Genomic DNA, 14168 nt, shown 5'->3' with positions numbered 1-14168 from the left:
CAAGGGAGAATCAGTGGCACTTCGCAAGTCGGATGTCGTGGACGCAGCGCTGCGCTTTCTCGATATCGAAGGCCTCGACCAGCTCACGATGCGCAAGCTGGGAGCCTCGCTCAACGTGCACGGTGGCGCTCTCTACCGGCACTTCCCCAACAAGGAAGCCCTGCTCGACGCGGTGGCCGACAAGATCGTCCAGGACATGGGCGACCCGTTGCCCGACTCCCCCTGGACCGACCAGGTCGAGATCCTGGGGAACCGGCTCCGCACTGCCCTGCTCAGCCACCGGGACGGAGCCCGGGTGGTGGCGGGAACGTTCGCCCCCGGCGTCAACACCATCGTCGGCTCGGACATGGCTGTGCAGGTGCTGTGCCGCGCCGGGCTGCCCCCCGCTCAGGCGGGCTGGGTCACCTTCGCCCTCTTCTACTACGTGCTCGGGCACACCATTGAGGAGCAGGCCCAGCGCCAGTTGCCGTCCGACAACAACTGGCGCGTGCGCAACGAACGGCTCGACGTGCAGGTCTCACCGCAGTTCGCCGTGGCGCTCGACTCGCTGTGGGACACGGACCCGGCGGAGCGGTTCCAGTACGGACTGCGGGTCTTCGTCGAGGGACTCAGCCACCTGGCGGCCCCGTCTGCCCAGCAGACCCGCCCGGCGTCCGGGGACGCGACGCGCGAAGCACCCGGGAAGCGCGGCAACCTGGCTCGCTGAGACCCTCGTCACGGAGCGGGTCGTACTCGGCTGTGGCGACGACGGTGGGCGGAAGGCCCCGGAAGTCCGCCCTCAGCGGATCGCGGAACCGTCCTGGTCCCGAAGCGGACGGGCCGCGTGTCGCCCGGTACCGCTCACGGGCCTTCTCGATGACAATTCCCGGACCGGCGCCGGGGGAATATCGGCGCAACGCCTGTTGATCAGTTCCGGGATATACGGTCCAAAGGCATCGCAACTCTCCTACGCGCTCGGCGGGCAGTTCGGTACCACTCCCAGAACTTCTATCGCGCTCACGGCAACGGGGAGAGTTCTCTTGCAAGCGGAATGCGAAAACCTGGGAAGTGGAGGTGATCCTCATGCCGCATCCGTATCGCGCGGGCGGATACCGTGGCCTGCAGGCGGGAAATCCCTAAGGCACCGGGGCGGGCTTGAGTGTCAGGGCGCGGCGCTGAAGCCGACCTGCATGTGGCGGCGTCCGGTGCGGATCAGGAGACCTTCGACGAGGCGCCCCGGGGTGCCGCCTGCCACGAGCCAGAGGTGGAGGGCGGAGCCGAGGAGGAGGGGGTCGAGGCGGGGGCGGGCGGCGCCCCAGGGGCGTCGGGTGTGTGCCTCGAGGACGGGCCCCTCCCGCAGTCGGACGAGGGCGCAGGCTTCGTCGATCGCGGCGACCAGTACGTCCTGGTCGGGGAAGTCGTCGGGGGCCGTCAGCAGCCAGTCCGCCGCGGGGGTGTCGGTGGCCGAGTCGGTGGCCGTGCGGGCCACTACCTCGGCCGAGCTGAGCCAGCTCGGATGGCTCTGCTCGACCGCGGCGGCGTAGAACCCGCGGGCCTCGCGGTGGTGGCCCGGGATCACGGGGCGGCGCTGTACCTCGACGACGCCGTCACCGTGCGCGCTGCCGGTCACGTCGTAGGTTGTCGGCGGGCGGCCCTGCCGGGGAAGCGGTGGTGGAACGGGGTCAGGGTCGGGGGGCGCCGTCGGGGACGGCACGTCGAGGAGGCGGTACATGTGGCCCCGGGTCAGGACGTCGGACCTGGCCACCTCTGCGAGTTGGGCGTCGATGAGGGGGCGCAGCGCCTCCGGGTCGTACTGCTGCTCGGCCGACAGAAGTTGGGCGTACAGGTCACCGTGCGGATCGAGGCGCGGGGCCTGCCGTGCGAAGGCGGCGGTGGGCGAGTCCGGGTCCAGCTCGTCCAGCCCTGTGGCGGCCAGCAGCGTGACGTGGTTGGCCGCCGCGGAGTAGAACGTCGTGCTGCCGTGGTCGCCGATCACCCAGTCACCCGCGACGACCGCCGCGCGCCAGCCCTCTTCGGGAGGGATCATGCGCAGGCCGGCGTCCATGGCCTTGGCGACCCGCTCGTACACGCCGAGCGGCGAGTGCCGTGCCCATACGTTGGGGTGCAGTACCGCGGCGACGGCGAACTCGTCGGCCGGGAGCTGGGAGACCAGGTCGAGCGGCAGGTCGGGGTGCTGTCCCAGCAGGGAGTGTTCGCTCCAGGTCGAGTGCAGTACGACCAGCCGGCGCCCGCCGCCCGCGCCGAGTCGGGCCTTGTACTCGTCACGGTGCGGCAGGCTGTGCAGGATCCGCTGGAAGCTCCAGTCGCCGACGACCTCGGCGTAGGGCACAGCCTCAGGGCAGGAGCGCGCGAGCCTGGTCAGCTGCTCTCGGTGCGAGAGCCCGATGACGGAGGGGATCACTCTGCCGCGATGGGTGAGTTCGCGGCGCGACAGGCCGGCGGGTGAGACCGTGTCCCCGGTCGACTCGGTCACGAGCCGGTTGTAGCCGGCTCCGTGCGGGAGCACCATGAGGGGCGCGTCCAACCGCCGCATCGAGGGGTGCACCGAGCAGGAGACGGCGAGGTCGAACCTGCCGCGCGTGGCCTCCCGCCAGTCGAGCACCCGGACTCCGGTACGCCGCAGGTACTCGGTGAGCCCCTCCGCGAAGGCGGAACCCGGATTCACCGTGCAGTACTTGTCGATGCCGTCCTCGGGGCGCAGCAGCCGCATGACGTCCAGGACCCGGGTGGCCGAGGTGAGGGTACGGGCCACGCCGAGGACCGAAGCCCGCGCCGGATAGGTGTTCCAGCGCGGGAGCCGCGACCGGGCAGCGCGGGTGCGGGGCAGCCACGGGAACGACAGCATCGACAAGGAGTACTCCGGACGGCGAATCGGCTGGGGCGGGCGGTCGGGCGGCCGGCAGTCGGGGTCAGTCACCGTCCGGGACGGTGCCCACGATCTGGCGCAGTCCCCGCAGTTTCGCATCGCATGCACGGCGCAGCCGTGAATCGTCGGCGGTGTCGGCGGCCAGGCCGGTCAGGAACGCGAGAGCCTCCTCCAGTTTGGTGTGCCAGCCCAGCGCGGCCGCCTGTTCGGCCCCGGTGACCGCGGCCTCCAGCGCCGCCTCCAGGGAACCGAGGCCCCGCAGGGCCCTGGCGCGGACCAGCTCGATGCGCGTGAGCATCGTCGAGCCGGCGGCGCGGTCCGCGGCCTCCTCCAGGAGGGCGAGCGCGGCGGCGCAGTCACCGGCGGCGACGTGGGCCTGCGCCAGGTTGTAGGTCTGGACGGTCACACCGTGGCGGTCCTCGGCCTGCTCGTTCGCGTTGAGGGCCTGGCGGAACAGCGAGAGAGCGTCCGCGTGCCGCTCCTGGGCGAGGGCGATCAGGCCGCGGGTCTCGTGCACCATGCCGCTCAGCACCGGGCGGCCGATGACCTCGCAGAGCGTGCCGGCGACGGACAGTTGCTGGTCGGCCGAGTCGTGCAGGCCCCTGTGGTAGTCGTGGCGGGCGAGCTGGTTGCGCATCCGGATCTCGGCGTCCCGGCGGCCGGCCCACTGTGCGGCCTCGACACCGCACTCCTGCACAGGCCGCCAGACCGCGTACGGCCTCCGGCTGTGGAACCACGCCCACAGGGACTCGCACAGCCGCCACACCTCGTCGTACCGCTCGTGCGTCATGGCTGCCCGCACCACAGGCAGCAGATTGCCGCGCTCGCCGTCCAGCCAGTCCAGGGCCTGGGCGCCGGTCTCGAACAGACCGGGAGGCAGCGGTCCGGGCGGCTCCTGGAGGCGGAAGCGCGCCTCGCCCAGGGCGAGCCGGTCGGCGTGCGCGGCCGCGGTGGTGTAGAAGGCCGCCGCGGCGGACACGAGTGACCGCCGCTCCTCCTCGGGCAGCCGGGCGGCGAGGGCTCGGGCGTGGGCCCGCACGAGATCGTGCGGGCGGAAGCGACCGGGGCTCCCGGCGCCGGTGAGCAGGTGAGAGCGGTACAGGGCGCCCACCGCGTCGTCCGCCTCGTCACCGGCCACGGAACGGACCAGCGGCGTCGTGAAGGTGACCAGCTCGGCGGCGCCCAGGAGCGCGTACAGCCGCTGGGCGGAGGCGGGGAGTTGCGCGTGGACCGTGTCGAGGATGGCGCTCATCGACGGGCTCCCGTCGCCGGAGGCTGCGGTCAGCAGGCGCTCGGGCCCGAAGGAGCGCAGCGTCTCGTCGAGGTCGAGATCGAGGTGGGAGCGGGCCGCGAGCCATTCGCCGACCGTCAGGAGAGCGAGCGGCACCCCCTCGCACAGCCGGGCCAGGGCCACCGAGGCCCCTTCCGGCAGTGCTTCGCGCGCGGTGGGGTCCTCCCTCGACGGCCGCGCACCCCGCAGTCCGGCCATCAGCCGGGAGGCGGCGCCCTCGTCCAGGGGGCCGACGGAGACCGGGTGAGCTCCGTCCCGCGCCACCAGCGCCGGCAGCAGTCTGCGGCTGGTGACGACCAGGAGCCCCGTGCTCGGCACCAGACCGCGCACCTCGGCGGCATGCTGAGCGTTGTCGACCACCACCAGCAGACCGCCGTTCGCGGAGACGGTCCTGTACAGCGACGACAGGCGCCTGCGCTCGTGGGGCACCACGTCCGGGTGGACGCCCAGATCGAGCAGGAAGTCCCACAGGACCGCGCACACATCAGCGGCGCCGTCCTGCCGCAGCTCCTCCAGGTCCACGTACAACTGCCCTTGGGGGAACCAGCGCGGGTGGTGATCCGAGCCCGTCCAACGAGACAGCAACTCGGTCTTGCCGATGCCGCCGAGCCCCGACAGCAGTACGATGCGCGGCCCCTGGCCCGACACGGCCGCGGCGGCTGCCGCGTCCAGCTCGGCGAGCTCCCGGTCCCGATTGACGAAGTCCCGCGTGAGCGGGGGCACCTGCCGGGGGCGGGGCGGCTCGTAAGCCGGAAGGGTCAGCGACTCGATGCGGTTCGCCTGGATCACCGACCCGTGGATCACCGCCCGACCCGCGACGAGATTCCGCGTGACGTCGCCACTCGCGCCCTGCTCGCTCACCCGCGCTCCCTCCGATGCCCCGTGCGGCGACCAACAGGGTATGCCTTGGCTCTCCTCTCGGGGCCGAGACCGATTCCGCTGATGCGGCATCTCCTCTTCCCGGCCGCGCCCCGCCGGCCGGCTCGCCGCGCGGGCTCAGATCCAGCCGGAGTCCTGGGCGATGCGGATGGCGTCGACCCGGTTGCGGGCCTGGAGCTTGCTGACGACGGTGGTCAGGTAGTTGCGCACCGTGCCGGCGGTCAGCCGCAGCCGTTTCGCGATCTCGGCGGCGTCCGCCCCCTGCGCGGCGAGCCGGAGCACCTCCGTCTCGCGGGAGGTGAGGGGGCTGTCCTCGCTGCCCCATACGGCGAGGGCGAGTTCGGAGTCGATCGCGCGCTGGCCGGCCGCCACCTTGCGGATGCCCTGAGCGAGTTCCTGCGGCGGGGCGTCCTTGAGCAGGTAGCCGGACACCTTCGCGGCCATCGCCCGGCGGAGCGTGCCGGGGCGGCCGAGGGTGGTGAGGATCAGGGTGCGGCAGAGCGGTACGCGCTCGTGGAGCTGCTGGGCCGCGCTCAGGCCGTCGATGCCGGGCAGATCGATGTCGATGACGGCGACGTCGGGCAGGTGCTCGCGTGCCGCGGCGAGTATCTCGTCACCGCGTTCCACGCTGACCACGACCTTCAGATCGTGTTCGAGGTCCAGCAGCGCCACCAGCGCCGCACGCATCATGTGCATGTCCTCGGCGAGCAGGACACGAATCATCGAAAGTCCCCCCATGACTGTTCGACAGGCAGCCACTCGTGCTGCTCAGCAGGTCATGCTAACAGCCCCCCGAAAGCGCCTGATTGGGCATCGATGCGGGTTTTCCGTCGTGCGATGCGGGCGGCGCCTGGGCGAGCGCCTCGGTCGCGACGGGCACCTCCGCGACCAGCCGGAACCAGCCCTCGCGGTCCGTCGTCCCCTCGTTGTCCTGCTCGGTGATGAGTCTGCCGCCGACCTCGCTCAGACGCTGCCGCAGGTTGCTCAGACCGTTGCCGCTGTCCGGTGCGGGGTCGCGGTAGTCGGCGACCGCTCCGTCGTTGAGCAGCGTGAGCCGTGCGGTGCCCTGGTCGATCACCGCGGTGACACCGCAGCGGGTGGCCTTGCTGTGCCGCAGGAGATTGGTGACTCCCTCACGGAGCACCGTGGCCAGCACGGTGCGCGACCGGGCGTCGATCTCCTCGACGGCGGGGTCGAGGACCACGTCCGTGACGACGTCCGCGGCGTCGAGCACCGAACGGGCCAGCGAGATCTCGGAGGCGAGCGACATGTCGCGGTAGCCCTGCGCCACACGCCGTACATCGGCCAGCGCCTGACGGGAGATGGTCAGGACCTCCTCCACCTCCTGGTCGGCCAACTCGTGCTGCGCGCGGACCAGCCGCTGCAGCAGCTCGCTCTTGAGTACGATCACCGAGAGGCTGTACCCGAGCAGGTCGTGCAGGTCGCGGGCCAGGCGCAGGCGTTCGCTGTTCGCCGCCAACCGGGCGATCTCGGGGCGGGCGGCGTAGACCTCCTCCACCAGCGCGGAGAGCCGGGTGAGGCCGTAGGTCACCAATCCGGTGAGCAGGGTGGTCTGGCACATGTACAGCAGGTCGACGACGGACATCTTCTGCAGTAATCCGGGCACCAGCAGGCTCAGCCCCGTCAGGCCGTACAGCGGCCAGCCGACCCGCGGCGGCAGCAGGAGCAGCAGCGAGCCGCCCAGGAAGCCGGCCATGGCGCCCCACATGATGCCGAAGGAGGCCAGCGGCAGGAACGTGAGCAGGCCCTGGGCCGTGAGGGTGGCCACCCTCGACCAGAGCGGGGCCCGGGCCGCCCCCGGCCGGCAGTGCAGGAGTTGCAGCACGAAGACGGCCACGAGCGTGACAAGTCCGGTGGCCAGCGCGGGTGTCGACGGCCCGACGCTGAGAATGTTGATCGCCGTGATGCCGAGATAGCAGGAGAGTGCGGCCAGCAGGATGGCCCGGGCGAGCCGTGGAGCGGGGGTGGTGCTCCACCATCGGACGCGGGTCGCCGCGGTGTCCGGCTGAGCGTCGCTTCGCATCCTCCGAATACTCCTGTCCCTTCGGGAGCGCTCGCGAGGGGGGATTTTCCGGACGCTCCAGGACCGGAGCCTGCTGTCAGGGCCCGAACGCTCGTCCGCAAGACTTTACGCGGATGACCTGTTTCACATCAGCCCCTTTCGTGGAAATCACGACCCCGCTTCACCCACGCCGGCCAAGGGCAACTCCCGTGCCGGTCACCGGCGCTGGGGTGTCAGACGAACAGCGGTACGGGGTTGAGCCGGGCGTATGGTGTCGGCTCCGCGAGCCGTCCCAGCGCGACCGGGACGTCGTAGAGGCGTCCGGGCGCGTACCGGGCCCAGAAGTGCCGCAGCCCGGGGACCACCACCTTGGCCACGGGCAGTCCGAGGTCCGGGCGCGTCTGGTCGAGCACCAGCACGTCCATGCCGCGCGCGGTGAGCAGCGCGGTGGCCGCCGTGATGTCCTCGCGCAGGTCCGTCGTGGGCATGTGGTCCCACCAGTGCGGGGCGCGGGGCTCCTGTTCGGCGTCGGGGAGCAGGTACGGCTGGCTGGTCACCGTCTCGTGGCGCCACCACTGGAGCGCCTGCGGGTGCTCGACGCGGTATCCCGTCCCGTCGCGGCGGGCGCCGCCGACGGCGGGGAGCAGCTGCCCCATCTCCGTCAGGGCCCGGCGCAGCGCGATCCGCGGGTCGAAGTGTGCGCCGAAGCCGAAGACGATGTCCTGGGAGGGTTTGTCGGTGCGCCGGGAGAGCGCGGCCACCACGGGAAGGCCCAGGTCCGAGGTGAGGTCGAGCGCCCAGATCTCGCGGGACACCCGGCGGTAGCCGTGCCGGAGGCGCTCCAGGTACGGCTCGGCGAAGGCGTCGAGGTCGACGGCCGGCTGGCGCGTGCGGTTGTACCACCACAGGGCCACCGCGTCGCGTTCGACCAGCTCCAGGAGGCCCTGGAGCACCGCGTCCTCGAAGCTGCTGCCGGCGGCGTTGCCGTTGGAGTCGGCGAGCGGCTCGCCCCGGGCGCCGGCCCGGGCGGAGAAGTAGAGCATGCTGCTCGGCAGCAGCCGGTGCGTGCCGGAGGCCAGGGACCACAGCGGGGTCCAGTCGAGTGGCGCGCCCGGGTCGAACCGCTCGGGGACCCAGGCGAAGGGCGAGCGGCCGGCGTTCCAGGCGGCGCGGTCTTGGAACTGCCGTTCGTGGTAGAGCTGCACGGCGTTGGGGTGCAGCGCCGCCTCGCCCAGGCCACGGAAGCTGTCGCGGACCACAGGCTCGTCGCCGTGCCGGGTGCCGCTGTAGCGCTCCACCGCCTCGCCCAGGGCGCCGGCCCGGGCCTCCGCGGGGGTGAGCCCCTTGCCGCCGCTGAGCGCGCGCACCCCGGACGCTGACCCTGCCGCCGCCATGGCCAGGTTCCGACCTGAGACGTAGACCTGGGTGAAGTCCGCGGCGCCCGGGGCGCGGCGGGGCCGGGCGACCACGCCGGTGACCGGGTCGGCCAGGTGCGCGTACCGCTCCAGCATCCGCTCGGCGGTCAGGGCGCGGTGGCCGCCGCTCGGGCCGGCCTCGGCCCTGGGTGTGCTGCGCAGTCGCGGCGGGTGCCAGCCGCGGGCGCCGACGAGCTGCGGATCACCGCACGTCTCGCACTGCGGCCGTCGGGACACCGGGTGGGTGTCGACCCGCAGCCCGAGCAGGTCGAGGGCGCGCACGGCGTCCTGTTCGGCGCCGCGGTACCCGGCCGTCCACTTGACCGCCTCCAGGACGGCCGTCTGCACGGCCAGCGCCCTGCCGGCGCTCAGGGCTGCCTCCGGCCGGCAGAGGTGTCCGGCTCCCCGCACGGTGGGTTCGGCCTGCCGGTGTCCGCGTAACCGGGCGGCCAGGCAGGACCAGCACGGCCCGTCGTCCGGCCGGAAGAACGGGCCGATCCAGGGCTCTGGCCCGCCCAGCCGGGCCAGCAGCCAGGGGCGCCGGGCGGCCCGGTGTTCGGCGTCCACGGTGCTCAGTTCGGGCGCGAGGTAGTCGTCGCACAGGACGAGGCCGAGCGCGGCCTCCCGCGTCGAGTCGGTGACCCGCAGCCCTGTGGCGCGGCACGCCTCCAGGGCCGTGTCGGAGGACACGCCGGGCAGCGCGACGAGGCGTACGGAAGCGCGGGCGGTCTCCTCGACCGCCCGGGCCCCGTCGAGTCCTGCCAGGTCCCAGTAGGCCTCGGCGGCGCGGTCGCGGGGTGTGCGACCGGCCGGGGTCCGGTATCTGAGGAGTCCGGCGTCGCCCAGGACGCGTAGCGCGTCGCTCACCTCGGCGGCGGTCAGCGACGCCGCGGCGTCCCGGGCGACGCCGTCTCGGGTGCGGGTTCCGTCGAGCAGCGGCGCGAGGATCTCTGCCTGCGGGCCGCGCAGTGCGGTGATCCCCGAGTGGGAGACCAGGTAGGCGGCCTCGCCGGGTACCACCGTGCATCCGAGGTGGCTCTTGAACTCCACCAGTCCTGCTTCCCCCGTGGTGGCCGTCATGCGAAGGCGGGCTCCACGCCGGGGACGGGGCCTGCGGTGAAGGTGAACAGGGCGGCGCCCGCGTCGTCGGCGTCGTGCCCGAGGCGTTCCACGACGAGCTGCGGGAGCGCGTCGTGGTGCGGGTCAGCGGTGACGGGGGCGGCGATGGGCGTTGAGACGGTGTTGTCCGGCATGAGCAGGTCCTCTCCGGTCTCGAGCAGGTGTCGTCGCCCTGTTCCCAGGGGCGCGACAGGTGCTGGTGCGGTGTCTCGCACGGCAGGATCCTGGCTGGATGACCCACCCTGGGAAAGTCACCGATTCATGACCGTGGGGTGAAGAATTCCCGGGCACATCCATCAGATTTTCACTTCCCCACCGGCTGCACCACGCTCTCACCATCGGTACCTCACCTCTCGTTTCCTGACATACCACCCTGTTTCGCCCTGAGAGGTCGCTCTGGGGCCCTCGCCCGGTGCGGCCCCGGCCATGACGACGTCACGTCCGGGCACAGCGGAACCCACGCCGTACACGGGGATCTCGCCACTGTTTCCGGCCCGCCGACGGTGCGACCTTCGGTGGCACGGCGGGTTCGTGCGGCTCCGCCGGGACGGGAAGAGGCCGGAAGGCCGGACCGACGGGGGACGCACCATGACGCCGTATCTGCCACGCGCGGCCACCGCCATCGAGGCGGGGCTGTCGCTGCTGTGCCTGCCCTGCGCGGGAGGTGGCGCCTCCGCCTACGCGGGGTGGCAACAGGCGCTGGCCGGCCACGGCGCGGGGCTGCGGGTGCTGCCGGTGCAGCTGCCGGGCCGCGAGGAGCGCGCCCGCGAGGCCCGGTTCACCGAACTGGACGCCCTTGTCGCGGAGCTGGACGAGCACCTGGACGACGCCCTGGCCGGGCCCCACCTCCTGTACGGGCACAGCATGGGGGCGTTCGTCGCCCACGCCCTGACCCTGCGCAGGCAGCGCCGCGGCGCGGTACTGCCGCAGGCCCTCGTGCTCAGCTCCCACCGCGCCCCGCACGTGCCCCCCAACCGTGTCCTCGATCCGGACGCGGACGACGAGACGCTGGCGGCGGCCCTCGCCGAACTGGGCGGGATACCGCCCGAGCTGGCCGGCCGGCGCGGCTTCCGGGCCCGGTACATGCCGCTGGTCAGGGACGACCTGCGGGTGTGCTCCCACACGGTGCGCCAGGAGGAGACCGAACCCCTGCGGGTGCCGCTGCACCTGCTCGTCGGTGCGCAGGACCGGCTGGTGCCGGTGGAGGCGATGGACGCCTGGTCCGTGCACGGCGGTGCGGGCACCGAGCTGCACACGCTGCCCGGCGGACACTTCTTCGTCCGCACCCACGAGAACGCTCTGCTGCGCCACCTCACCGCGGTGGCCCACCGGTACGGCCCGGTGCCGGCCCCGTGACCCTTTCCACGAGAGGAAACCGAACGTGCGGATAGTGATCGCCCGGCGGAGAACGCCGGTATGGCGGGATGCGGCCGCCATGGTCAGCGAGGTGTTCGAGAGACGCTTCGGGGCCAGGGTGGACCCGGACCCCGACCGGTTCATCGCCTATCTGGGCGCACCGGAAGGGCGCCCCGAGCAGGTGGAGGCCTGCATCGGCGTCTCACTGCCGGAGGACGGGCCCGTCCTCCTGGAGCGGTACCTGGACGCGCCGATCGAGGAGGTCCTCACCGCGGTGGAGGGCCGTCCGGTGCGCCGCCGCCAGATCCTGCACCTGGGAAGCGTCGCCTCCACCAGGACGCTGGCGGGCGCGGAGCTGTACCGGGCGGTGCCGCTGATCCAGGCGTGCCTGGGCCGGTCGTACGCCGCCATGACGATGACCGGCCGCTCCGCGGGGCTCGCCCGGCGGCTCGGACTGGTCACCCACAGGCTGTGCGAGGCCGACGGCAACCGCCTGGGAGCCGAGGAACTCGCGCGCTGGGGCACGTTCTACGACCAGCGGCCCGAGGTGCGCTGGGGGCGGCTGGCGGACCACTCCGAACAGCTGGTCACCGGTGTCGAGCGCTACGCCCTCGACGCGGTGGACATCCGGCTGCTCACCCCGGAAGTGACGGAGCTGACACATGCTGCCTGAACCCACCCGTACCGCGCCGTCGTTGGTGGCCGGTCTGCTGCGCCGGGCTGGAAGCGACGCCCCCATGGTCGAGGTGCTCTCCCCCACCGGCGGCCCCGGAGTCCGCCACACCTACCGGCAGGTGATCTCGGCGGCCCGGGTGCTGGCCCAGCGGCTGCAACGGCACAGCGCTCAGCTCGGCCGGCCGGTACGGGTCGGTCTGCTGGCCGGGAACTCCGCGGAGTGGGTGACCGCCGACCTCGCCGCGCTGTTCGCACGGGCCGAGGAGATCCCGGTCCCCACGGCGTTCACCACCGAACAGGCCGCCTCGCTGCTGGCCGGAGCCGACATCTGCCTCGTCGACGCGTCCGGCCGTGCCTGGCTGGCGGAGCGGGCCGCCGCGGGGGCGCCCCGGCCCCTGCCGGCCGACTGCCGGGTGGTGGACGTCGCCCTGGCCGAGCTGGCCGAGGAGGCGGCCCGCGGACACCTGCCCGGCCTCGCCGCCGGCATCGCAGCCGCCGAGTCGGCGCCGGACACCGTCGTGAAGGTGGTGCACACCTCCGGCACCACCTCGGCGCCCAAGGGCGTACGGATCAGGCTGCGCGGCATCGAGGCGCTGCTGGGATCGCTGGCGGGCCGGGTGGAGCAGGAGGCGTTCGCCCGGTACCTGTCGGTGGTGCCGCTGAGCCTGCTGATCGAGCAGGTGGCCGGGCTGTACATGCCCTTCCTCAACGGCGGCAGCGTCACCTTCCTCCCGCCGGGCACCCCCTTGATCGGCACTGTGGCCGACGCGGGACCGCGGATGCTCTCGCTGCTGCGCCAGGCGCGGCCCACCGCCATGGTGGTGCCGCCCACAGTCGCCGGTCTGCTGCTCTCGCTGTGCGAGCAGAACCCCGCCGAGACGCTGGACCAGCGCCGCAACCGGCTCTTCGGGCACACCGGTTCGGTCTTCATCGCCTGCGGCGGCGCGCCGGTCCCGGTGCGGGTGCTGGAGCGGCTGGAGGCGTTCGGGATCCCGCTGTACGAGGGGTACGGCCTGAGCGAGAACAGCTCCGTGGTGTCCTGGAACTTCCCCGGCCGGTTCCGGTTCGGCACGGTGGGCCGGCCGCTGGACCACGTGCGGGTGACGCTCGCCCCCGACGGCGAACTCCTCGTGCGGGGCGACTCGCTGTTCGCCGGGTACAGCCAGGAGGACCCCTCCAGCGTGGTGATCGACGACCAGGGCTGGCTGCACACCGGGGACCTGGCCACGCTCGACGACGAGGGCTACCTGCGCATCACCGGCCGCAAGAAGAGCCTCGTCATCACCTCCGGCGGCCGCAATCTCTCGCCCGAGTGGGTGGAGGCGCGCTACCGCGAGATCGGCATCGTGCGCGAGGTGGCCGTCGTCGCGGACGGCCTGGACGAGGTGCGCGGCCTGTTCGTGATCGACGCCGGCGCCGACCGTGCGGACGCCCTGCGGCACATCACAAGGTTCGGCCGGGACCGGCTCTCCGACGTCGAACGGGTCACCGCCGTACGGCTGATGGCCGAGGACGACCCCGCGTACACCCGCTGCTTCACGGTCACGGGACGGCCCCGCCGGGACGCCGTCCGCGACCTGCTGACCCGTACGGCATCCGAGGAGATCACCGCATGAGCACGGCGTTTCGCACCAGCCCCCTCGGCACCGGCAGCGGGCTGCTGCTGGAGCCGGCCGACGGCGGCACGGCGGGCATCGCGCCCGCGGACCTGCTCGGCCTGCTGGCCGAGGCGGGCCACCTGCTGCTGCGCGGTTTCGGCGCGGACATGGACTCCTTCACCGACCTGGTGCAGCGCACCTCCACCTCCACCACGCTCGACCCGGCACGCGAGTTCCACTCCGACGTGGCGCAGAAGGTCGACGCGGGCTTCGAGGAGGTCGGGCTGCACACCGAGAACGGCAACAGCCCCTTCCGCGCCCACCTGGCCTGGTTCTTCTGCGAGAAGGCCGCAGCCTCCGGTTCGCAGACCACCGTCTGCGACGGGTACCGGGTGTGGGACGCGCTGCCGGAAGCGGTACGTGAGGCCTTCCGCGGCCGGGACATCGTCTACAGCCGGTACGTCGCCGAGGCGCAGTGGCGGGTCATGGCGCAGCACCTGCTGAACCGGCCCGCCGACGACATCGACGCGGCGGAGCTGTCGGCGCTCGCCGCGACCATGCCGGGCACCGAGGTGACGCCCGAGGCGGACGGCGGGGTCACCTACGCGTTCCGCACCCCGGCGATGGGCCCCACGCTGTTCGGCACGCGGATCTCGTTCGCCAACAGCATCCTGGGCCCGTCCTTCAACTACGAGAAGCCGCGCATCACCTTCGCCGACGGCGAGGACCTGCCGGCGCCGCTGCTGGAGGAGGTCGCGGGCACCACCGAGCGGCTGACCGAGAACCTGGAGTGGTGCGACGGCGACGTGGCCGTCATCGACAACACCCGGGTGATGCACGGCCGCAGGGCGATCACCGACCCGGACCGCACCATCTACAACGCGCTGAGCTTCATCGAGCCGCCGCAGGCGGGCGGACTCGCCGCCTGATCCGCTCCCGCCCGACC

12 protein-coding genes are annotated in these 14168 nt (G+C 72.6%); 5 read left to right on the top strand and 7 right to left on the bottom strand.

Annotated elements, in window-relative coordinates; all coding sequences use genetic code 11:
- Nucleotides 1–13: 13 nt before the first annotated feature.
- Nucleotides 14–706: a TetR/AcrR family transcriptional regulator C-terminal domain-containing protein gene (locus tag MMF93_RS23700; RefSeq protein ID WP_242754627.1), complete on the top strand. Its 693-nt coding sequence runs from the start codon at nucleotides 14–16 to the stop codon at nucleotides 704–706.
- Here MMF93_RS23700 and MMF93_RS23695 read toward each other — a convergent pair.
- The 7 genes from MMF93_RS23695 to MMF93_RS23665 all read right to left on the bottom strand — a co-directional run bounded on the left by MMF93_RS23695 (nucleotide 609) and on the right by MMF93_RS23665 (nucleotide 9727).
- Nucleotides 609–1064 (bottom strand): alpha/beta hydrolase fold domain-containing protein, encoded by a 456-nt coding sequence (locus tag MMF93_RS23695; protein ID WP_242754625.1) that lies wholly within the window; start codon nucleotides 1062–1064, stop codon nucleotides 609–611. The genes MMF93_RS23700 and MMF93_RS23695 overlap by 98 nt on opposite strands.
- Nucleotides 1065–1141: 77 nt before the next feature.
- Nucleotides 1142–2845, bottom strand: a complete 1704-nt coding sequence (locus MMF93_RS23690) for a hypothetical protein (RefSeq protein WP_242754623.1) — start codon at nucleotides 2843–2845, stop codon at nucleotides 1142–1144.
- A gap of 64 nt (nucleotides 2846–2909) precedes the next feature.
- Nucleotides 2910–5018 (bottom strand): ATP-binding protein, encoded by a 2109-nt coding sequence (locus tag MMF93_RS23685; RefSeq protein WP_242754621.1) that lies wholly within the window; start codon nucleotides 5016–5018, stop codon nucleotides 2910–2912.
- 135 nt (nucleotides 5019–5153) lie between these two features.
- Nucleotides 5154–5759, bottom strand: coding sequence for a response regulator transcription factor (locus tag MMF93_RS23680; RefSeq protein ID WP_242754619.1), 606 nt, complete (start codon nucleotides 5757–5759; stop codon nucleotides 5154–5156).
- 58 nt (nucleotides 5760–5817) lie between these two features.
- A complete protein-coding gene (locus tag MMF93_RS23675) occupies nucleotides 5818–7080 on the bottom strand; it encodes a sensor histidine kinase (protein WP_242754617.1) in 1263 nt (420 codons plus the stop codon).
- 212 nt (nucleotides 7081–7292) lie between these two features.
- The gene (locus tag MMF93_RS23670; protein WP_242754615.1) at nucleotides 7293–9554 is read right to left on the bottom strand and encodes a TOMM precursor leader peptide-binding protein; all 2262 of its coding nucleotides are present in this window, start codon (nucleotides 9552–9554) and stop codon (nucleotides 7293–7295) included.
- The gene (locus tag MMF93_RS23665) at nucleotides 9551–9727 is read right to left on the bottom strand and encodes a hypothetical protein (protein WP_242754613.1); all 177 of its coding nucleotides are present in this window, start codon (nucleotides 9725–9727) and stop codon (nucleotides 9551–9553) included. Before MMF93_RS23665 ends, MMF93_RS23670 begins: the two co-directional genes overlap by 4 nt.
- 454 nt (nucleotides 9728–10181) lie before the next feature.
- Here MMF93_RS23665 and MMF93_RS23660 point away from each other — a divergent pair, with 454 nt between their 5' ends.
- Genes MMF93_RS23660 through MMF93_RS23645 form a run of 4 tightly spaced genes read left to right on the top strand, consistent with a single transcriptional unit; the run spans nucleotide 10182 to nucleotide 14151 of the window.
- Nucleotides 10182–10949, top strand: a complete 768-nt coding sequence (locus tag MMF93_RS23660) for a thioesterase II family protein (RefSeq protein ID WP_242754611.1) — start codon at nucleotides 10182–10184, stop codon at nucleotides 10947–10949.
- Nucleotides 10950–10974: 25 nt separating this feature from the next.
- On the top strand, nucleotides 10975–11622 hold the full coding sequence (locus MMF93_RS23655; RefSeq protein ID WP_341483303.1) for a thermostable hemolysin: 648 nt from the start codon (nucleotides 10975–10977) through the stop codon (nucleotides 11620–11622).
- On the top strand, nucleotides 11612–13240 hold the full coding sequence (locus MMF93_RS23650) for an AMP-binding protein (RefSeq protein WP_242754607.1): 1629 nt from the start codon (nucleotides 11612–11614) through the stop codon (nucleotides 13238–13240). The genes MMF93_RS23655 and MMF93_RS23650 overlap by 11 nt, the downstream gene beginning before the upstream one ends.
- Nucleotides 13237–14151, top strand: coding sequence for a TauD/TfdA family dioxygenase (locus tag MMF93_RS23645; RefSeq protein ID WP_242754605.1), 915 nt, complete (start codon nucleotides 13237–13239; stop codon nucleotides 14149–14151). Before MMF93_RS23650 ends, MMF93_RS23645 begins: the two co-directional genes overlap by 4 nt.
- Nucleotides 14152–14168: the final 17 nt, after the last annotated feature.

It is taken from the genome of Streptomyces tubbatahanensis, from assembly GCF_022699385.1.
GTDB classification, from domain to species: Bacteria; Actinomycetota; Actinomycetes; order Streptomycetales; family Streptomycetaceae; genus Streptomyces; species Streptomyces diacarni.
Note: the sequence above shows the minus strand (reverse complement) of the source record. Positions and strands in the feature narration are given on the sequence as shown.